Origin of the sequence: Pseudomonas sp. NPDC087342, from assembly GCF_044744265.1 — a bacterium.
In the GTDB taxonomy this organism is placed as follows: domain Bacteria; phylum Pseudomonadota; class Gammaproteobacteria; order Pseudomonadales; family Pseudomonadaceae; genus Aquipseudomonas; species Aquipseudomonas nunensis.
The window spans coordinates 93,624-111,529 of sequence record NZ_JBIUXZ010000004.1; the positions used below are offsets into that span (position 1 = coordinate 93,624).

Consider the following 17,906-nt stretch of genomic DNA (forward strand, 5'->3'; position numbering starts at 1 on the left):
TGCCATGTTACGTACAATCAACTTCATGGGCGTTCGCAACTTCGCGTTCGGCGTCACATTGTTCCTTACCGCACTGGCGTTGTTCAGCTGCTGGCACAAGGGCATGAACTGGGGCCTGGACTTCACCGGCGGTACGCTCATCGAGCTGACCTACGAGCGTCCGGCCGATGTATCCAAGGTGCGTACCCAACTCACTGAGTCGGGTTACCACGAAGCCATCGTGCAGAGCTTCGGTGCAACTACCGACCTGCTGGTGCGTATGCCTGGCGAAGACCCGCAACTGGGTCACCAGGTCGCTGAAGCATTGCTGAAGGTCGGCGGCGATAACCCGGCGACGGTCAAGCGCGTCGAGTTCGTCGGCCCGCAGGTCGGTGAAGAGCTGCGCGACCAGGGCGGCCTCGGCATGCTGATGGCGCTGGGCGGCATCCTGATCTACCTGGCTTTCCGCTTTCAGTGGAAGTTCGCAGTCGGCGCCATTGTTTCGCTGATCCACGACGTGATCGTGACCATCGGTATCCTGTCGTTCTTCCAGATCACTTTCGATCTGACGGTGCTGGCGGCGGTGCTTGCGATCATCGGTTACTCGCTCAACGACACCATCGTGGTATTCGACCGGGTTCGTGAGAACTTCCGTGTACTGCGCAAGGCGACCCTGATCGAGAACATCAACATCTCGACCACGCAAACCCTGCTGCGGACCATGGCGACGTCGATCTCCACCTTGCTGGCGATCGCGGCACTGTTGTTCTTCGGTGGCGACAACCTGTTCGGCTTCTCCATCGCCCTGTTCATCGGTGTTCTGGCGGGTACCTACTCGTCGATCTACATCGCGAACGTGGTGCTGATCTGGCTGAACCTGAGCAGCGAGGATCTGATTCCTCCTGCGGCGACCGAGAAGGAAATCGACGACCGTCCATAACGGCCATCGTTTTCCCAGCTGTCTGCCAAAAAAGGCGCGAGTTGAACTCGCGCCTTTTTTTGTGCTCCAAGGCTGGGAGAAGCGCGGACAACGATCCGCATGTGATGGTCAGGAGGTTCATGTGAACAAGTCGTTGCTGGTTGGTGCGGTACTGGGTGCTGTCGGTGTGACTGCCGGGGGCGCTGTTGCCACCTACAGCCTGGTTAAAAGCGGCCCTGAGTATGCGCAAGTATTGGCCGTTGAACCGGTTAAGACACAGATCAAGACTCCACGTGAAGTATGCAAGGATGTTGCAGTAACCCGTCAGGCGCCGGTCAAGGATCAACACCAGATCCTCGGTACGGTCCTGGGTGCGGTAGGCGGTGGTTTGCTCGGCAACCAGATCGGCGGCGGTAACGGCAAGAAGCTTGCTACCGTGGCGGGTGCTGTTGGCGGTGGCTACGCGGGGAACAAGGTCCAGGAAGGTATGCAGAATCGCGATACCTACACCACGACCCAGACTCGCTGTAACACCGTGAATGACATCAGCGACAAGGTTGTCGGCTACGACGTCCGTTATTCGCTGGATGGCAAGGAAGGCAAAGTGCGGATGGACCGCGATCCGGGCAACCAGATTCCGGTCGACAAGGAAGGTAAATTGATCCTGTCGCAGAACGAACCGGCTCAGTAATGAGCTGATTGCCAGGCACAAAAAGAAGCACCCGAAAGGGTGCTTTTTTATGCCCTCAATTCCTCCGTTACCCCGAATCCCCTGTGGGAGCGAGCTTGCTCGCGATGAGGGCCTGGCAGTCAAAAATGATGTGGCTGAAAGATCGCTATCGCGAGCAAGCTCGCTCCCACATTTGGTCGGTGGTGTTGCTGGGGTCAATCTATGGGCATAAAAAAAGCACCCCGAAGGGTGCTTTTTTTGTGGGCGTTCGCTTAGCGTTTCAGCGAAGCCGGCAGGTGCGGCTGGATGGCCGTCAGGACTGCTTTGAAGCATTTGGTGTTGCCAGCAACGACGTGGCCTTTTTCAAGGAAGTCGTGACCGCCGGTGAAGTCGCTCACCAAGCCGCCGGCTTCCTGGATCAGCAGGGCGCCTGCAGCCATGTCCCACTCGGACAGGCCCGACTCCCAGAACGCGTCGAAACGGCCGGCAGCCACGTAGGCCAGGTCCAGGCTCGCCGAACCTGCGCGGCGGATGCCGGCGGTCTGGCCAACCAGGGCGCGGAACATACCCAGGTAGTTGTCGAGGTTGTCCATTTGGTCGTCACGGAACGGGAAGCCGGTACCCAGCAGGGCGCCGTCCAGGCTGGTGCGACCGCTGACGCGCAGACGACGACCGTTCAGTTGAGCGCCGCGACCACGGCTGGCGGTGAATTCTTCCTGGCGAACCGGGTCCAGAACAACAGCGTGTTCCAGGCGACCGCGGTATTTGCAGGCGATGCTGACAGCGAAGTGTGGAATGCCGCGCAGGAAGTTGGTGGTGCCGTCCAGCGGATCGATGATCCACAGGTATTCTTCGCCTTCGCCGCTGCCCGGGTGCATGCCGGTTTCTTCACCGAGAATGCCGTGGGTAGGGTAGGCCTTGCGCAGCGCGTCTATGATTTTCTGTTCGGCGGCGCGCAGCGCGATATTCAGCATGGGCTGCATGGATGTGTCACCTAAGGTTGTTAAAGAAAGCCGGGCATTCTATCAGAACTTTTCTACAGGTGAAGGTCGGTGTTCGCTTTCATAGCTTAACGGTAGCGTGAGCTGTAAGATTCGGCTCCCCAATTCTGTGTTCGAGATCGCCTCCCGTGTTGCATAACATTCGTGTCGTCCTGGTCAATACCAGCCATCCCGGCAACATCGGCGGGGCTGCGCGTGCCATGAAGAACATGGGCCTGTCGCGGCTGGTGCTGGTCGAACCGCGGTTGTTCCCGCATCACGAGGCCGATGCCCGTGCCTCTGGCGCCGGGGACATCCTTGAAAACGCGCAAGTCGTCGCCACTTTGGAAGATGCCTTGGTCGGCTGCAATCTGGTCCTCGGCACCAGTGCCCGTGACCGTCGTATCCCTTGGCCGCTGCTCGATCCCCGCGAATGCGGTACAAAAGTCGTCGAGGAAGCCGCGCAAGGTGCCGAGATCGCCTTGGTATTCGGTCGTGAAGATTCCGGCCTGACCAATGAAGAGCTGCAGCGATGTCATTATCACGTGCACATCCCATCAGACCCTGAGTTCAGCTCGCTGAACCTTGGGGCAGCGGTGCAGGTGTTGAGTTATGAAGTGCGCATGTCCTGGCTCGCGGCCCAAGGCCAGCCGAGCAAGGTCGAGAAGGATGAAGTGGCGTCCACCAAGAGCGGTGAACTGGCGACCATGGATGAGCTTGAGCGATTCTATGAACACCTGGAACAAACCCTGGTGGCCATCGAATTCCTCGACCCGGAAAAGCCAAGGCACTTGATGGCGCGCCTGCGTCGGTTGTACGGACGAAGCTCGGTCAGCCGGGCGGAAATGAATATATTGCGTGGCATCCTCACGGAAACCCAGAAAGCGGCCCGTGGCGAGCTTCTTAAGCGGAAGGATTAAAAATGTTCGAGCGTTTGCGTGAAGATATCCAGAGTGTTTTCCACCGTGATCCGGCTGCGCGTAACGCTTTTGAAGTCCTGACCTGCTACCCCGGCATGCACGCGATCTGGATCCATCGCCTGTCGTCGGCCCTGTGGGGCATGGGCTGGAAGTGGCTGGCGCGGTTGGTGTCGAACTTCGGGCGCTGGTTGACCGGGATCGAGATTCACCCGGGCGCCAAAGTCGGTCGTCGCTTCTTTATTGACCACGGCATGGGCATTGTCATCGGCGAAACCGCTGAAATCGGCAATGACGTCACCCTTTATCAAGGCGTGACCCTGGGCGGCACCAGTTGGAACAAGGGCAAGCGTCACCCGACCCTGGAAGACGGCGTTGTGGTGGGGGCGGGCGCCAAGGTGCTCGGTCCGTTCACAGTCGGCGCCGGGGCCAAGGTTGGTTCCAATGCGGTGGTGACCAAGGCTGTTCCGCCGGGTGCGACGGTGGTCGGGATTCCAGGGCGGATCATCGTCAAGTCCGATGAAGAGCAGGACGCCAAGCGCAAGGCCATGGCTGAGAAGATCGGTTTCGATGCCTACGGTGTTGGCGAAGATATGCCGGATCCGGTCGCGCGTGCCATTAATCAGTTGCTCGATCATTTGCAGGCGGTTGATGGCCGTCTGGAGGGGATGTGCGGGGCGCTGAAGGATCTGGGCAGCAATTACTGTGCGAAAGATCTGCCTGAGCTGCGCGAAGAAGACTTCGCCTGCGTGAAAGACAAAGACCAGAGTCAGGCCAGCTAAACCGTTTCAAATGCTTCGCGGGCAAGCCTCGCTCCTACGGGGTGGCGTAATCCATGTAGGAGCGAGGCTTGCCCGCGAAGAACGATAACGCGCATTTGCTGGTGGTACGCAGCCAGCATTTGCTATGATGCGCGCGCTCTTTTGCGGGTAAACCTGACTAAAGTACTAGGTCTTATAGTTGACTTAAATACTCGGGAATAGCATACTCGCCCCCATTCCGAACTCCGTGGTAATTGTCCATGAGACTGACTACAAAAGGCCGATACGCCGTGACCGCCATGCTTGACTTGGCGTTGCATGCGCAGCACGGGCCGGTGTCCCTGGCCGATATCTCCGAGCGCCAAGGCATCTCCCTGTCCTACCTCGAACAGCTTTTCGCCAAATTGCGTCGTAGCAATCTGGTTTCCAGCGTTCGCGGCCCGGGCGGCGGCTACCAACTGTCCCGCGACATGCAGGGCATTCAGGTCGCCCAGGTGATCGATGCGGTAAACGAATCGGTCGATGCAACCAAATGCCAGGGCCAGGGCGATTGCCATCAAGGTGACACCTGTCTGACCCACCACTTGTGGTGCGATCTGAGCCTGCAGATTCACGAATTTTTGAGTGGTATCAGCTTGGCTGACCTTGTGACTCGCCGTGAGGTGCAAGAAGTAGCCCAGCGTCAGGACCAGCGCCGTTGCAATGGCAAGGCGCCACGCCTGGACAAGATTGAAGCGTCCGCCGTCGAATGACAGCCAAAGAGCTAGCGGCACGCCAGCCAGCCTGATTTAGGAGATAGTTCATGAAATTGCCGATTTACCTTGATTACTCTGCGACCACCCCGGTTGATCCGCGTGTCGCGCAAAAGATGAGTGAATGCCTGCTGGTCGACGGAAACTTCGGTAACCCGGCGTCCCGTTCCCACGTGTTCGGCTGGAAAGCTGAAGAGTCCGTCGAAAACGCTCGTCGTCAGGTCGCAGACCTGGTCAACGCCGACCCGCGTGAAATCGTCTGGACCTCCGGTGCCACCGAGTCCGACAACCTGGCAATCAAGGGTGCGGCGCATTTCTATGCGACCAAGGGCAAACACCTGATCACCACCAAGATTGAGCACAAGGCTGTCCTCGACACCATGCGCCAACTGGAGCGTGAAGGCTTCGAAGTGACTTACATCGAGCCGCGCACCGATGGTCTGGTGACGCCTGAAATGGTTGAAGCTGCCCTGCGTGACGACACCATCCTGGTTTCGATCATGCACGTGAACAACGAAATCGGCACCGTCAACGACATCGCAGCCATCGGCGAACTGACCCGTTCCAAGGGCATTCTGTTCCACGTTGACGCGGCTCAGTCCACCGGCAAGGTCGACATCGACCTGTCGAAGCTGAAAGTCGACATGATGTCGTTCTCTGCCCACAAGACCTACGGTCCTAAAGGCATCGGCGCACTGTACGTCAGCCGCAAGCCGCGTGTTCGCATCGAAGCGACCATGCACGGCGGCGGTCACGAGCGTGGCATGCGTTCCGGCACCCTGGCGACCCACCAGATCGTCGGCATGGGTGAAGCCTTCCGCGTAGCCAAGGAAGATATGGCTGCCGAGAACGTGCGCATCAAAGCCTTGAGCGACCGCTTCTTCAAGCAGGTCGAAGGCCTGGAAGAGCTGTACATCAACGGCAGCATGACCGCCCGCGTACCGCACAACCTGAATCTGAGCTTCAACTATGTTGAAGGCGAGTCGCTGATCATGGCCCTTAAAGACTTGGCGGTTTCGTCCGGTTCGGCCTGCACCTCGGCTTCCCTTGAGCCTTCGTACGTACTGCGCGCCCTGGGCCGCAACGACGAACTGGCACACAGCTCGATTCGCTTCACCTTCGGCCGTTTCACTACCGAAGAAGAAATCGACTACGCCGCGCAGAAAGTCTGCGAGGCCGTTACCAAGCTGCGCACTCTGTCGCCGCTGTGGGACATGTACAAAGACGGTGTCGACATTTCGAAAATCGAGTGGGCGGCACACTGATTTCAAGTCGCCGCAAATCGGCCCTGTAAACCTCGGTTTGCGGGGCTTCAAGAGCGACTCTCTGATGAGTGAGGATTAAGAATCATGGCTTACAGCGAAAAGGTCATCGACCACTACGAGAACCCGCGCAACGTCGGCAAGATGGACGCGGAAGACCCGGATGTCGGCACTGGCATGGTCGGCGCTCCGGCGTGCGGCGACGTGATGCGTCTGCAGATCAAGGTTAACGAGCAAGGCATCATCGAAGACGCCAAGTTCAAGACCTATGGTTGCGGTTCGGCTATCGCCTCCAGCTCCCTGGCGACCGAGTGGATGAAAGGCAAGACTCTGGATGAAGCAGAGACCATCAAAAACACTCAGCTGGCCGAAGAACTGGCCCTGCCGCCAGTAAAAATTCACTGCTCCGTACTCGCTGAAGACGCTATCAAAGCGGCCGTTCGCGATTACAAGCAGAAGAAAGGCTTGATCTGACTTTCAAGATTTGGCGACGAGTAAGGAGTCACCGATGGCTATCAGCATGACAGAAGCGGCAGCTCAACACGTGCGACGCTCCCTCAACGGGCGCGGCAAAGGTGAAGGGATTCGTCTGGGTGTTCGCACCACAGGCTGTTCCGGCCTTGCCTACGTGCTGGAGTTCGTCGACGAGGTGGTTGCAGAGGATCAGGTGTTCGAAAGTCACGGCGAGAAAGTGATTATCGACCCGAAAAGCCTGTCTTACCTGGACGGCACCGAGCTCGATTTCGTCAAGGAAGGGTTGAACGAAGGCTTCAAGTTCAACAATCCCAACGTACGCGGTGAATGTGGCTGCGGCGAAAGCTTCAACATCTGAGGCTGCGCGTGGGTACTCCTTGTCATTTCGCTTTATTTGAACTGCAGCCGAGTTTCCGTCTGGATCTCGAGCAGTTGGCCACGCGCTATCGTGAGTTGGCGCGCGGTGTTCATCCAGACCGCTTTGCCGACGCTCCCGAGCGCGAGCAGCGGCTGGCGCTCGAGCAATCCGCGAACCTCAACGAGGCTTACCAGACGCTCAAAACCCCCCCGAAACGCGCGCGTTATTTGCTCGCCATGGGTGGTCGCGAGTTGCCACTGGAAGTCACGGTGCATGATCCGGAGTTTCTTCTGCAGCAGATGCAATGGCGCGAAGAGCTCGAAGACCTGCAAGACAGCGCCGACCTGGCCGGCATTGCCGTGTTCAAGCGTCGCTTGAAAGTTGCGCAGGATGAACTGAACGAAAGCTTCGCAGCCTGTTGGGATGATGCAGCGCAACGTGAGCAGGCCGAACGCCTGATGCGGCGCATGCAGTTCCTCGACAAGCTCACCTACGAAGTGCGCCAGTTAGAAGAGCGCCTCGACGATTAACCCAGTGCCGCTCCGGTCGCACGCCTGATAGACAGATAAGTCCTGATTACGATGGCCCTACTGCAGATCGCCGAACCCGGCCAAAGTCCTCAACCGCACCAGCGTCGTCTGGCTGTGGGGATCGACTTGGGCACTACCAATTCGCTGGTCGCTGCATTGCGCAGTGGTCTTTCCGAGCCTCTGGCTGACGACAACGGCCAGGTCATCCTGCCGTCTGCCGTGCGCTATCACGCCGATCGCGTGGAAGTGGGCGAGTCCGCCAAGCTTTCAGCCGCTACCGATCCTTTGAACACTGTGCTGTCGGTCAAGCGCTTGATGGGTCGTGGTCTGTCCGACGTCAAGCAATTGGGCGATCAACTGCCATACCGCTTTGTCGGTGGCGAGTCGCACATGCCGTTCATCGACACTGTGCAAGGCCCGAAAAGCCCGGTCGAAGTCTCCGCCGAAATCCTCAAGGTGCTGCGTCAGCGCGCCGAGGCGACGTTGGGTGGTGAATTGGTCGGCGCGGTGATCACCGTTCCCGCCTATTTCGACGACGCTCAGCGTCAAGCCACCAAGGATGCGGCCAAACTGGCCGGTCTGAACGTGCTGCGTCTGCTCAATGAGCCGACCGCCGCTGCGGTGGCTTACGGTCTGGATCAGCATGCTGAAGGCCTGGTCGCTATTTATGACCTGGGCGGCGGTACTTTCGATATTTCGATTCTGCGCCTGACCGGCGGTGTGTTTGAAGTGTTGGCTACCGGTGGCGACAGCGCCCTGGGCGGCGATGACTTCGATCACGCGATCGCTGGCTGGATCATCGAGAGCGCCGGTTTGTCCGCCGACCTCGATCCGGGTGCTCAACGTAATCTGCTGCAAACCGCGTGTGCGGCCAAAGAAGCGCTGACTACTGTGGCGAGCGTTGAAGTCGCTTACGGTGACTGGAAAGCTCAGCTGACCCGCGAAGCCTTTGATGCGCTGATCGAGCCGATGGTCGCTCGCAGCCTGAAAGCCTGCCGTCGCGCCGTGCGTGATTCCGGCATCGAACTGGAAGAAGTGCACGCCGTGGTCATGGTCGGTGGTTCGACGCGTGTTCCTCGGGTTCGCGACGCTGTCGCCGAAGCTTTTGGTCGCCAACCGCTGACCGAAATCGATCCGGATCAAGTGGTGGCCATCGGTGCCGCGATCCAGGCCGATACCTTGGCTGGCAACAAGCGCGATGGCGGCGAATTGCTGCTGCTCGACGTGATTCCGTTGTCCCTGGGGCTGGAAACCATGGGCGGCCTGATGGAGAAGGTGATTCCGCGCAACACCACCATCCCTGTCGCCCGCGCCCAGGATTTCACCACTTATAAAGATGGCCAGTCGGCCATGGCGATCCACGTCTTGCAGGGTGAGCGCGAGCTGATCAGCGACTGCCGCTCCCTGGCCCGTTTCGAACTGCGCGGCATTCCAGCGATGGTGGCCGGCGCGGCGAAGATTCGCGTGACCTTCCAGGTCGATGCCGACGGTCTGCTCAGTGTCGCGGCCCGCGAATTGGGTTCAGGCGTGGAAGCCAGCATTCAGGTCAAGCCGTCCTACGGCCTGACCGACGGCGAAATCGCCAAGATGCTCAAAGATTCGTTCCAGCACGCCAACGACGACAAAGTCGCCCGTGTGTTGCGTGAGCAACAAGTCGATGCCCAGCGCCTGATCGAAGCGGTGCAGGGCGCCCTCGAAGTCGATGGCGAGCGCCTGCTCGACGCCGAAGAGCGCATGGTCATCGAGATGCAAGTGCAGGAACTGACCGAATTGATGAAAGGCACCGATGGTTATGCCATCGAGCAACAGACCAAGCGTCTGTCGCAAGTGACCGATGCCTTTGCTGCCCGCCGCCTGGACTCGACGGTGAAAGCCGCGCTGGCGGGGCGCAACCTGAATGAAATCGAGGATAACTGATGCCGCAGGTCATTTTTCTGCCACACGATAAGTTTTGCCCGGAAGGCATGGTTGTCGAGGCTGAGCCGGGGACTTCCATCCTTGAACTCGCCCATGAGCACCATATCGAGATGGAAAGCGCCTGTGGCGGCGTCTGTGCGTGCACCACGTGTCATTGCATCATTCGTGAAGGCTTTGACTCGCTGGAAGAAGCGGACGAACTGGAAGAAGATTTTCTTGATCGGGCCTGGGGTCTGGAAGCGCAATCGCGTCTAGCCTGTCAGGCACTCGTCGGAAATGAAGACCTGACCGTCGAGATTCCGAAATACTCGCTCAACCATGCAGCTGAAGCGCCGCACTGATTCAAGGAAGTGTTTTATGAGTCTGAAATGGGTTGATGTGCTGGAAATCGCGATCCAACTGGCTGAATCCAAGCCAGAAGTGGACCCGCGCTACGTGAACTTCGTCGATCTGCACAAATGGGTGCTGGCATTGCCGGAGTTCAGTGATGATCCGACCCGCGGTGGCGAGAAGGTGCTTGAAGCCATTCAGGCCGCCTGGATCGAAGAAGCAGACTGAGTCTGCGCCGTACGCAGTTAGGCAATACCAAAGAACCCGCGTATAATTCGCGGGTTTAATTTTTCACAAATTACCGTTTCTGGAGTTACACCATGGCTGTTCAACGTACTTTCTCCATCATCAAGCCTGACGCTGTTGCAAAAAACGTTATCGGCGAGATCACCACTCGTTTCGAAAAAGCTGGCCTGCGCGTTGTAGCTTCGAAACTGAAGCAACTGTCCAAAGCCGAAGCTGAAGGCTTCTACGCTGAGCACAGCGCTCGCGGTTTCTTCGGCGACCTGGTTGCTTTCATGATCTCCGGCCCGGTTGTTGTTCAGGTTCTGGAAGGCGAAAACGCTATCGCTCTGAACCGTGAGCTGATGGGCGCTACCAACCCTAAAGAAGCTGCTGCCGGCACCATCCGCGCTGACTTCGCTGATTCCATCGACGCCAACGCTGTGCACGGTTCGGACTCCGAAGCCGCTGCTGCTCGCGAAATCTCGTACTTCTTCGCAGCTACTGAAGTAACCACTCGCTAAGCATTGGCTTATGAGTGAAGGTGAATCCATGACTACATCGACTGTAAAAACTAACCTGCTGGGTCTGACTCAGCTGGAAATGGAAAAATTCTTCGACTCAATCGGGGAGAAGCGTTTCCGTGCCGGTCAGGTAATGAAATGGATTCACCACCTTGGCGTCGATGATTTCGACGCCATGACGAACGTCAGCAAAGCCTTGCGCGACAAGCTCAAGGTAATTGCTGAAGTTCGCGGTCCAGAAGTGGTCAGCGAGGACATTTCCACCGACGGCACCCGTAAGTGGGTGGTGCGCGTGGCGTCCGGCAGCTGCGTCGAGACCGTCTACATTCCCCAGGGCAAACGCGGCACTCTGTGCGTTTCGTCCCAGGCAGGCTGTGCCCTGGATTGCAGTTTCTGCTCCACCGGCAAGCAAGGTTTCAACAGCAACCTCACCGCCGCCGAAGTCATCGGCCAGGTGTGGATTGCCAATAAATCGTTCGGCAGCATCCCGGCAACCGCCGACCGTGCCATCACCAACGTGGTGATGATGGGCATGGGTGAGCCGCTGCTGAACTTCGACAACGTCGTGGCCGCCATGCATCTGATGATGGATGACCTGGGCTACGGGATCTCCAAGCGCCGCGTGACCCTGTCCACTTCGGGCGTGGTGCCGATGATCGATGAGCTGTCCAAGCACATCGACGTGTCCCTGGCGTTGTCGCTGCACGCACCAAATGACGCATTGCGTAACCAATTGGTGCCGATCAACAAAAAATATCCACTTAAGATGCTGCTCGAGTCGTGCCAGCGCTACATGTCGTCCCTGGGCGAAAAACGCGTGCTGACCATCGAGTACACCTTGCTCAAGGACATCAACGACAAGGTTGAACACGCGGTCGAGATGATCGAGTTGCTCAAGAACATCCCGTGCAAGATCAACCTGATCCCGTTTAACCCGTTCCCGCATTCCGGGTACGAGCGTCCGAGCAACAACGCGATTCGTCGTTTCCAGGATCAGCTTCACCATGCCGGCTTCAATGTCACTGTACGCACCACCCGTGGTGAAGACATCGATGCCGCGTGTGGCCAATTGGTAGGGCAGGTGCTGGATCGCACCCGTCGCAGCGAACGTTATATCGCCGTGCGCGAGTTGAGCGCCGAGAACGATATGGCGCAGAACGCCGCGAAATAAATTAAGAGAGGATCTCTATGTCCCTGCGCTTTGCGCTGCTTGTGCTGTTGGCCAGCCTTTGTGCTGGTTGTGTCCTGTCGGGCGATTTCAACCCGATGAAGACCAGCAAGGGCCGCGATGAAGCGCGTGTTGCCTACGTGCAATTGGGGCTGGGGTACTTGCAGCAAGGGATGACCGAGCGGGCGAAAGTGCCGTTGAAAAAGGCGCTGGACCTGGACGATTCCGACCCTGACGCCAACGCGGCGCTGGGGCTGGTATTCCAGGCCGAGATGGAGCCGGAGCTGGCCGACCAGCATTTTCGCAAGGCGCTGTCCTCCCGTCCCGGCGATGCTCGCATCCTGAACAACTACGGCAGTTTTCTGTACGAAGAGAAACGTTACAAGGAAGCCTACGAACGCTTTGAGCAGGCCGCCGCCGATACCCTGTATCCTGAGCGTTCGCGGGTGTTCGAGAACCTCGGCATGACCGCCTCGAAGCTTGGCCAGCGTGATCTGGCCCAGCAGCAACTGGAAAAATCCCTGCGTTTGAACCGCCAACAACCGCGTGCATTGCTGGAAATGGCTGAGTTGTCTTACGAAGACAGGCATTATGTGCCCGCGCGTGACTATTACGACCGTTTTAGCCTGCTCACCGAACAAAATGCACGTAGTCTATTGCTCGGCGTTCGGCTGGCGAAAGTGTTTGAAGATCGCGACAAGGCCGCCAGTTTTGGCCTGCAATTAAAACGACTCTATCCCGGTACGCCGGAATATCAGCAATACCTGTCGGAGCAATGATGAAAGCGGCGCATCCCGAAGTTGTAGCAGCGAATCGCGTTAACCCCGGTGACACTTTGCGCCAGGCCCGCGAAAGCAATGGCTGGTCGCTGGCCGAAGTGGCCCTCAAGCTCAACCTCACCGTCAATTCTTTGGGCAATCTGGAAGCCGGCGCGTTCGACAAGCTGCCAGGGCACACCTTCGCTCGCGGTTATATTCGCGCGTACGCCAAATTGCTCGGCATGGACCAGACCGTTCTGGTCCAGCAATTCGACCAGTCCACCGGCACCGACTCCCAAGGCAGCAACGTGCATAGCCTGGGTCGTATCGAAGAGCCGGTTCGGGTTTCTCATACTATTTTGCGCATTGTCAGCCTGTTGTTGCTGATCGCGGTGATTGGCGGCGGTTTTGTCTGGTGGCAGGATCAAACCTCACTGCGCACCAAGGACCTGGCGACTTTGGCCCCGGAACACGTTGAAGTCGAAGGTGCCGACGGTACCACCCAGATCCATCCGCTGGACGAGCCGGAAGACCAGGCTGTCGCGGAAGGTCAGACTGAAGGTGGCACTGCTCTCCCGTTGACACAATCCGAGACATCGACTGAAGCACCGGCCGAAGCCGAAGCGGCCGTACCCGCTCCGGCGGCCCCGGTAGCCCCGGCGGTAACGCCAGCAGCACCTGTTCATAACGCTGCGCCTGTGGTCGCAGCGCCAGCCGCGCCAGCCGCACCTGCACCGGCCGTTCCGGCGCCGACTACGACGGCTCCGGTTGCCCCGGCCGTTACTGCTCCAGCCGCCGCTCCAGTGGCCGGCCAAGGCTCGGTGCAACTGTTGTTTACTGCTGATTGCTGGACGCAAGTGACTGATGCCAGCGGCAAAGTGCTGTTGAGCGGTCTCAAGCGCAAAGGCGAAAACGTTTCCGTGAGCGGCAAGCCACCGTTTGCCGTGCGTCTGGGCTTCGCCCGTGGCGCACAGGTCAGCTACAACGGTCAGGTGGTTGATGTCGCTCCGTTCACCAGTGGCGAGACTGCTCGCCTGAAGTTGGGTCAATAAGTCATGCACGGCGAATCTCCAATCAAACGTCGCGAATCCCGCAAGATTTGGGTCGGTAACGTGCCTGTTGGCGGCGATGCGCCTATCGCTGTGCAGAGCATGACCAACAGCGACACCAATGACGTGGCCGCCACCGTGGCCCAGATCAATCGCCTGGAAGCCGCTGGCGTCGATATCGTGCGCATTTCGGTGCCGGACATGGACGCCGCCGAGGCTTTCGGCAAGATCAAGCAACTGGTCAAGGTGCCATTGGTTGCCGACATCCACTTCGACTACAAGATCGCGTTGCGTGTAGCCGAACTGGGCGTTGACTGCCTGCGCATCAACCCGGGCAACATCGGTCGTGAAGATCGCGTGCGTGCGGTGGTCGATGCCGCCCGTGACCGCGGGATCCCGATCCGTATCGGCGTGAACGCCGGTTCCCTGGAAAAAGACCTGCAAAAGAAATACGGCGAGCCGACCCCGGCTGCGCTGGTCGAGTCGGCTTTGCGTCACGTCGAGCACCTGGAACGCCTGAATTTCAAGGACTTCAAGGTCAGCGTGAAGGCTTCCGACGTGTTCATGGCCGTCGCCGCCTACCGCTTGCTGGCCAAGGAAATCGTCCAGCCGCTGCACTTGGGCATCACCGAAGCCGGTGGTTTGCGTTCAGGCACGGTGAAATCCGCCGTGGGCCTCGGTATGCTGCTCGCCGAAGGGATTGGCGATACTATTCGCATCTCGTTGGCGGCTGACCCGGTCGAGGAAGTGAAAGTCGGCTACGACATTCTCAAATCCCTGCACTTGCGTTCCCGTGGCATCTACTTCAACGCCTGCCCGAGCTGCTCGCGGCAGAACTTCGATGTGGTCAAGACCATGAACGAGCTGGAAGGGCGCCTTGAAGATCTGCTGGTGCCGCTGGATGTCGCGGTCATCGGTTGCGTGGTCAACGGGCCGGGCGAAGCCAAGGAAGCCCATATCGGCTTGACCGGCGGCACGCCAAACCTGATTTACATCGACGGCAAGCCGTCGCAGAAACTGACGAATGAAAATCTGGTGGATGAGCTTGAACGCTTGATCCGCCAGAAAGCGGCCGAAAAGGTCGAAGCCGACGCAGCGGTTATCGCGCGCGGCTGATCGAACAAATTTAAGGATTGATAGTGAGCAAGTCTCTGCAAGCCATACGTGGCATGAACGACATCCTGCCCGAGCAGACGCCCCTGTGGCGTCATTTCGAGGGCACCGTCTCGCGTTTGCTGGATAACTACGGTTACAAGCAGATCCGCATGCCGATCGTCGAGTTCACCGAGCTGTTCAAGCGCTCCATCGGTGAAGTGACCGACATCGTCGAAAAAGAGATGTACACCTTCGACGACCGCAACGGCGACTCCCTGACCCTGCGCCCTGAAGGCACCGCGGCCTGCGTGCGTGCGGTGCTCGAGCACGGCATCACCGGCGGCGGCCAGGTGCAGAAACTCTGGTACATCGGCCCGATGTTCCGTCACGAGCGTCCACAGAAAGGTCGTTATCGCCAGTTCCACCAGATCGGCGTGGAAGTGTTCAACCTCGACGGTCCGGACATCGACGCCGAGCTGATCGTGCTGACCTGGCGCCTGTGGGGCGAGCTGGGCATCCGCGATGCGGTCAAGCTTGAACTCAACAGCCTGGGCACCAGCGAGTCTCGCGGTCGTTATCGCGAAGCCCTGGTCGAGTTCCTCTCGGCACACCTGGACAAGCTCGACGAGGACAGCCAGCGCCGTCTGAAGACTAACCCTTTGCGGGTTCTGGACACCAAGAACGCCGAGACTCAAGCGGTATTGGTCAACGCGCCGAAAATGGCCGATTACCTCGACGAAGAATCCCGCGTGCACTTCGAGGGCCTCAAGGCTCGCCTCGACGCTGCCGGCATTCCTTATGTGATCAACCCGAAGCTGGTTCGCGGGCTGGATTACTACAGCAAGACCGTTTTCGAATGGGTCACCGACAAGTTGGGCGCCCAGGGCACCGTGTGTGCCGGTGGTCGTTACGACGGTCTGGTGGAGCAGATGGGCGGCAAGCCGACCTCGGGCGTTGGTTTCGCCATGGGTATCGAGCGTCTGGTGCTGCTGCTGGAAACCCTGGAGCAGATCCCGCAAGAGATCTCCCGTCAGGTCGACGTCTACCTCTGCGCCTTCGGTGAAGCTGCCGAGCTGGCCGGTCTGACCCTGAGTGAACGTGTGCGTGACCAGTTGCCCAACCTGCGCCTGCAAGTCAATGCCGGCGCCGGCAGTTTCAAAAGTCAGTTCAAGAAAGCCGACAAGAGCGGTGCGTTGTATGCGCTGATCCTCGGTGACGACGAGATGGCCCAGCAAGTGGTAGGTTTCAAACCCCTGCGTGGCCAGGGCGAACAACAAAGCATTGCCTGGGATGCGCTCGCTGCACACCTGGCCACCTGCGTCGTGCAGGGTTGAAGCTGTCAAACAGCCGATTTAGCGATTAAGGAGTATTGGGGTGTCGAGTACCGAAGACGAACAACTGGCGGATTTGAAGGACTGGTGGACACGTAACGGCAAGCCCCTGGTCACTGGCGGCCTGTTGGCGCTGGTCATCGTGTTCGGCTGGCAGGCCTTTCACAAGTATCAGAGCAATCAGTCGCAAGGCGCCTCGATTCTCTATCAGCAACTGCTGGAAACCACGCTGACGCCTGACGGCAAGCCTGACGCAGCCCGGGTTTCGGACCTGGCCGGCAAGCTCAACAGCGAGTTCGGCGGTTCTGCTTACGCGCAATACGGCAGCCTGTTCGTGGCGAAAGTCGCGGTCGACAGCGGCAAGCTGGACGACGCAGCCACCGAGCTGAAAGCCATCGCCGATAAACCGGCCAACCCGGCGCTGGGCGAAATCGCCCGTCAGCGTCTGGCGCAGGTCCTGGCGGCGCAGAACAAGGTCGAAGAAGCCCTGAAACTGCTTGAAGGCGATGCCGACAAGTCGTTCCTGGCCACTCGCGAAGAACTCAAGGGCGACCTGCTGGTGCAGTTGGGTCGTACTGACGAAGCGAACACAGCGTATCAAAAAGCCAAGGCAGCACTGTCGGATGAAGCGGCAGTCGGCGGCCTCCAAATCAAGCTGGACGACCTGGCCAAAGGGGATGCGTGACGTGATCCGTTGGAAACATGCAGCATTGCTGGCTCTGGCCATTTTGGCCGCGGGTTGCAGCAGCAACAGCAAAAAAGAATTGCCGCCGGCCGAGCTGGTCGACTTCAAAGAAGAAGTCGTCCTGCAGAAGCAATGGAGTCGTTCGATCGGTGACGGTCAGGGCGAAACCTACAACATGCTGGTACCGGCGATCGATGGCAGCACCATCTTTGCGGCCGACGTCACTGGCGTGATCGTGGCGATGGACCGCAACAATGGCGACGTCAAATGGAAGAAAGATCTTGAACTGCCTGTCTCCGGCGCCGTTGGCGTAGGTTACGGTCTGGTCACGATCGGTACGCTCAAGGGCGAAATCGTTGCCCTGGACGCCACCAACGGTGAAGAGAAATGGCGCGCTCGCGTGTCCAGCGAAGTCCTCGCACCGCCAGCCAACAACGGCGACGTTGTGGTGGTTCAGACCCAGGACGATCGTCTGATCGGCCTGGACGCTGCTACCGGTACCCAGCGCTGGTTGTATGACAGCACTCCGGCCGTCCTGACCCTGCGTGGCACCAGTGCGCCAGTCGTCACCAACCGCCTCGCGGTGGCTGGCCTGTCGACCGGTAAAGTGGTCGCTCTCGATATTTCCAACGGCGTGCCGGTGTGGGAACAACGGGTTGCGATTCCACAGGGCCGTTCGGAACTGGAGCGCGTGGTCGATATCGACGGCGGTCTGCTGTTGTCCGGCGAAACCCTATACGTCGCCAGCTACCAGGGTCGCGTCGCGGCACTGGACCTGCAAAGCGGTCGTCAGCTCTGGCAGCGTGATGCTTCCAGCTATGCCGGTGTCGCCCAGGGTTTTGGCAGCGTTTACGTGAGCCTGTCTTCGGGCACCGTTGAAGGCGTCGACGAGCGTTCCACCACAGCCTTGTGGAGCAACGATTCGCTGGCTCGCCGTCAACTGTCGGCTCCGGAAGTGTTCTCCAGCTACGTTGCAGTCGGCGACATGGAAGGCTACCTGCACCTGCTGAGCCAGGTGGACGGTCGCTTCGTCGGCCGCGAACGCATCGACAGCGATGGCCTGCGTGCCCGTCCGCTGGTGGTGGGTGACACGATTTATGTTTATGGCAACAGCGGCAAACTGGAAGCCCTGACCATTAAGTAAAGGTTTGACTATGCTTGGGGTTAAACCCCAGGCAGCCCCGTTCGACGGGGTTCGCAGCGCCCTCAAGCGCTGCCCCGAGCA

Annotated in this window: 20 protein-coding genes and 1 pseudogene; 20 read left to right on the forward strand and 1 reads right to left on the reverse strand. The window is 59.0% G+C overall.

Features of this window, described 5'->3' with window-relative positions:
* Positions 1 to 4 precede the first annotated feature (4 nt).
* On the forward strand, positions 5 to 919 hold the full coding sequence (gene secF, locus ACIOYV_RS12865; protein WP_054613613.1) for a protein translocase subunit SecF: 915 nt from the start codon (positions 5 to 7) through the stop codon (positions 917 to 919).
* 121 nt (positions 920 to 1,040) lie between these two features.
* On the forward strand, positions 1,041 to 1,589 hold the full coding sequence (locus ACIOYV_RS12870) for a glycine zipper 2TM domain-containing protein (protein WP_163912239.1): 549 nt from the start codon (positions 1,041 to 1,043) through the stop codon (positions 1,587 to 1,589).
* Between the two features lie 251 nt (positions 1,590 to 1,840).
* On the opposite strand, the pseudogene suhB reads toward ACIOYV_RS12870, so the two are convergent.
* Positions 1,841 to 2,527: pseudogene (gene suhB / locus ACIOYV_RS12875) on the reverse strand (inositol-phosphate phosphatase); the annotation flags it as partial.
* A 170-nt stretch (positions 2,528 to 2,697) separates the two neighbouring features.
* Between suhB and trmJ the strand changes: the two are divergent.
* The 18 genes from trmJ (at position 2,698) to bamB (ending at position 17,825) form a co-directional block, all read left to right on the forward strand.
* A complete protein-coding gene (gene trmJ / locus ACIOYV_RS12880) occupies positions 2,698 to 3,468 on the forward strand; it encodes a tRNA (cytosine(32)/uridine(32)-2'-O)-methyltransferase TrmJ (RefSeq protein WP_054613614.1) in 771 nt (256 codons plus the stop codon).
* A gap of 2 nt (positions 3,469 to 3,470) precedes the next feature.
* A complete protein-coding gene (gene cysE / locus ACIOYV_RS12885; protein WP_007903579.1) occupies positions 3,471 to 4,247 on the forward strand; it encodes a serine O-acetyltransferase in 777 nt (258 codons plus the stop codon).
* Between the two features lie 239 nt (positions 4,248 to 4,486).
* Positions 4,487 to 4,978 carry a Fe-S cluster assembly transcriptional regulator IscR gene (gene iscR / locus ACIOYV_RS12890; protein ID WP_054045389.1) on the forward strand — a complete coding sequence of 164 codons (492 nt, stop codon included), beginning with the start codon at positions 4,487 to 4,489 and terminating at the stop codon, positions 4,976 to 4,978.
* A 50-nt stretch (positions 4,979 to 5,028) separates the two neighbouring features.
* The gene (locus ACIOYV_RS12895) at positions 5,029 to 6,243 is read left to right on the forward strand and encodes an IscS subfamily cysteine desulfurase (protein WP_054045387.1); all 1,215 of its coding nucleotides are present in this window, start codon (positions 5,029 to 5,031) and stop codon (positions 6,241 to 6,243) included.
* An 84-nt stretch (positions 6,244 to 6,327) separates the two neighbouring features.
* A complete protein-coding gene (gene iscU / locus ACIOYV_RS12900) occupies positions 6,328 to 6,714 on the forward strand; it encodes a Fe-S cluster assembly scaffold IscU (protein WP_003443374.1) in 387 nt (128 codons plus the stop codon).
* Positions 6,715 to 6,748: 34 nt separating this feature from the next.
* Complete coding sequence (iscA, locus tag ACIOYV_RS12905; RefSeq protein ID WP_054045385.1) at positions 6,749 to 7,072, forward strand: iron-sulfur cluster assembly protein IscA; 324 nt, start codon at positions 6,749 to 6,751, stop codon at positions 7,070 to 7,072.
* An 8-nt stretch (positions 7,073 to 7,080) separates the two neighbouring features.
* The gene (gene hscB, locus ACIOYV_RS12910; RefSeq protein ID WP_290023670.1) at positions 7,081 to 7,602 is read left to right on the forward strand and encodes a co-chaperone HscB; all 522 of its coding nucleotides are present in this window, start codon (positions 7,081 to 7,083) and stop codon (positions 7,600 to 7,602) included.
* Between the two features lie 51 nt (positions 7,603 to 7,653).
* Positions 7,654 to 9,519: a Fe-S protein assembly chaperone HscA gene (gene hscA / locus ACIOYV_RS12915; RefSeq protein ID WP_401324146.1), complete on the forward strand. Its 1,866-nt coding sequence runs from the start codon at positions 7,654 to 7,656 to the stop codon at positions 9,517 to 9,519.
* On the forward strand, positions 9,519 to 9,860 hold the full coding sequence (gene fdx / locus ACIOYV_RS12920; protein WP_054045379.1) for an ISC system 2Fe-2S type ferredoxin: 342 nt from the start codon (positions 9,519 to 9,521) through the stop codon (positions 9,858 to 9,860). Before hscA ends, fdx begins: the two co-directional genes overlap by 1 nt.
* Positions 9,861 to 9,876: 16 nt before the next feature.
* Positions 9,877 to 10,077: a Fe-S cluster assembly protein IscX gene (iscX, locus tag ACIOYV_RS12925; RefSeq protein ID WP_017340315.1), complete on the forward strand. Its 201-nt coding sequence runs from the start codon at positions 9,877 to 9,879 to the stop codon at positions 10,075 to 10,077.
* Positions 10,078 to 10,169: 92 nt separating this feature from the next.
* Positions 10,170 to 10,595, forward strand: a complete 426-nt coding sequence (gene ndk / locus ACIOYV_RS12930) for a nucleoside-diphosphate kinase (protein WP_007916882.1) — start codon at positions 10,170 to 10,172, stop codon at positions 10,593 to 10,595.
* 28 nt (positions 10,596 to 10,623) lie between these two features.
* Complete coding sequence (gene rlmN / locus ACIOYV_RS12935; RefSeq protein WP_054045377.1) at positions 10,624 to 11,766, forward strand: 23S rRNA (adenine(2503)-C(2))-methyltransferase RlmN; 1,143 nt, start codon at positions 10,624 to 10,626, stop codon at positions 11,764 to 11,766.
* 17 nt (positions 11,767 to 11,783) lie between these two features.
* A complete protein-coding gene (gene pilW / locus ACIOYV_RS12940) occupies positions 11,784 to 12,542 on the forward strand; it encodes a type IV pilus biogenesis/stability protein PilW (protein ID WP_054045376.1) in 759 nt (252 codons plus the stop codon).
* Positions 12,542 to 13,573 (forward strand): RodZ domain-containing protein, encoded by a 1,032-nt coding sequence (locus ACIOYV_RS12945; RefSeq protein WP_401324148.1) that lies wholly within the window; start codon positions 12,542 to 12,544, stop codon positions 13,571 to 13,573. The genes pilW and ACIOYV_RS12945 overlap by 1 nt, the downstream gene beginning before the upstream one ends.
* Positions 13,574 to 13,576: 3 nt before the next feature.
* Positions 13,577 to 14,686, forward strand: a complete 1,110-nt coding sequence (ispG, locus tag ACIOYV_RS12950) for a flavodoxin-dependent (E)-4-hydroxy-3-methylbut-2-enyl-diphosphate synthase (RefSeq protein WP_401324149.1) — start codon at positions 13,577 to 13,579, stop codon at positions 14,684 to 14,686.
* Positions 14,687 to 14,709: 23 nt separating this feature from the next.
* Complete coding sequence (hisS, locus tag ACIOYV_RS12955; RefSeq protein ID WP_163912252.1) at positions 14,710 to 15,999, forward strand: histidine--tRNA ligase; 1,290 nt, start codon at positions 14,710 to 14,712, stop codon at positions 15,997 to 15,999.
* A gap of 40 nt (positions 16,000 to 16,039) precedes the next feature.
* Positions 16,040 to 16,681, forward strand: coding sequence for a tetratricopeptide repeat protein (locus ACIOYV_RS12960; RefSeq protein ID WP_163912255.1), 642 nt, complete (start codon positions 16,040 to 16,042; stop codon positions 16,679 to 16,681).
* A complete protein-coding gene (gene bamB / locus ACIOYV_RS12965; RefSeq protein WP_054045367.1) occupies positions 16,674 to 17,825 on the forward strand; it encodes an outer membrane protein assembly factor BamB in 1,152 nt (383 codons plus the stop codon). Before ACIOYV_RS12960 ends, bamB begins: the two co-directional genes overlap by 8 nt.
* Positions 17,826 to 17,906: the final 81 nt, after the last annotated feature.

Excerpts from the sequence above, each read along its gene's own strand:
- secF (WP_054613613.1), top strand. The coding sequence starts at position 5 with ATGTTACGTACAATCAACTTCATGGGCGTTCGCAACTTCGCGTTCGGC.
- cysE (WP_007903579.1), top strand. The coding sequence starts at position 3,471 with ATGTTCGAGCGTTTGCGTGAAGATATCCAGAGTGTTTTCCACCGTGAT.
- iscR (WP_054045389.1), top strand. The coding sequence starts at position 4,487 with ATGAGACTGACTACAAAAGGCCGATACGCCGTGACCGCCATGCTTGAC.
- ACIOYV_RS12895 (WP_054045387.1), top strand. The coding sequence starts at position 5,029 with ATGAAATTGCCGATTTACCTTGATTACTCTGCGACCACCCCGGTTGAT.
- iscU (WP_003443374.1), top strand. The coding sequence starts at position 6,328 with ATGGCTTACAGCGAAAAGGTCATCGACCACTACGAGAACCCGCGCAAC.
- iscA (WP_054045385.1), top strand. The coding sequence starts at position 6,749 with ATGGCTATCAGCATGACAGAAGCGGCAGCTCAACACGTGCGACGCTCC.
- hscA (WP_401324146.1), top strand. The coding sequence starts at position 7,654 with ATGGCCCTACTGCAGATCGCCGAACCCGGCCAAAGTCCTCAACCGCAC.
- fdx (WP_054045379.1), top strand. The coding sequence starts at position 9,519 with ATGCCGCAGGTCATTTTTCTGCCACACGATAAGTTTTGCCCGGAAGGC.
- iscX (WP_017340315.1), top strand. The coding sequence starts at position 9,877 with ATGAGTCTGAAATGGGTTGATGTGCTGGAAATCGCGATCCAACTGGCT.
- ndk (WP_007916882.1), top strand. The coding sequence starts at position 10,170 with ATGGCTGTTCAACGTACTTTCTCCATCATCAAGCCTGACGCTGTTGCA.
- rlmN (WP_054045377.1), top strand. The coding sequence starts at position 10,624 with ATGACTACATCGACTGTAAAAACTAACCTGCTGGGTCTGACTCAGCTG.
- pilW (WP_054045376.1), top strand. The coding sequence starts at position 11,784 with ATGTCCCTGCGCTTTGCGCTGCTTGTGCTGTTGGCCAGCCTTTGTGCT.
- ACIOYV_RS12945 (WP_401324148.1), top strand. The coding sequence starts at position 12,542 with ATGAAAGCGGCGCATCCCGAAGTTGTAGCAGCGAATCGCGTTAACCCC.
- ispG (WP_401324149.1), top strand. The coding sequence starts at position 13,577 with ATGCACGGCGAATCTCCAATCAAACGTCGCGAATCCCGCAAGATTTGG.
- bamB (WP_054045367.1), top strand. The coding sequence starts at position 16,674 with ATGCGTGACGTGATCCGTTGGAAACATGCAGCATTGCTGGCTCTGGCC.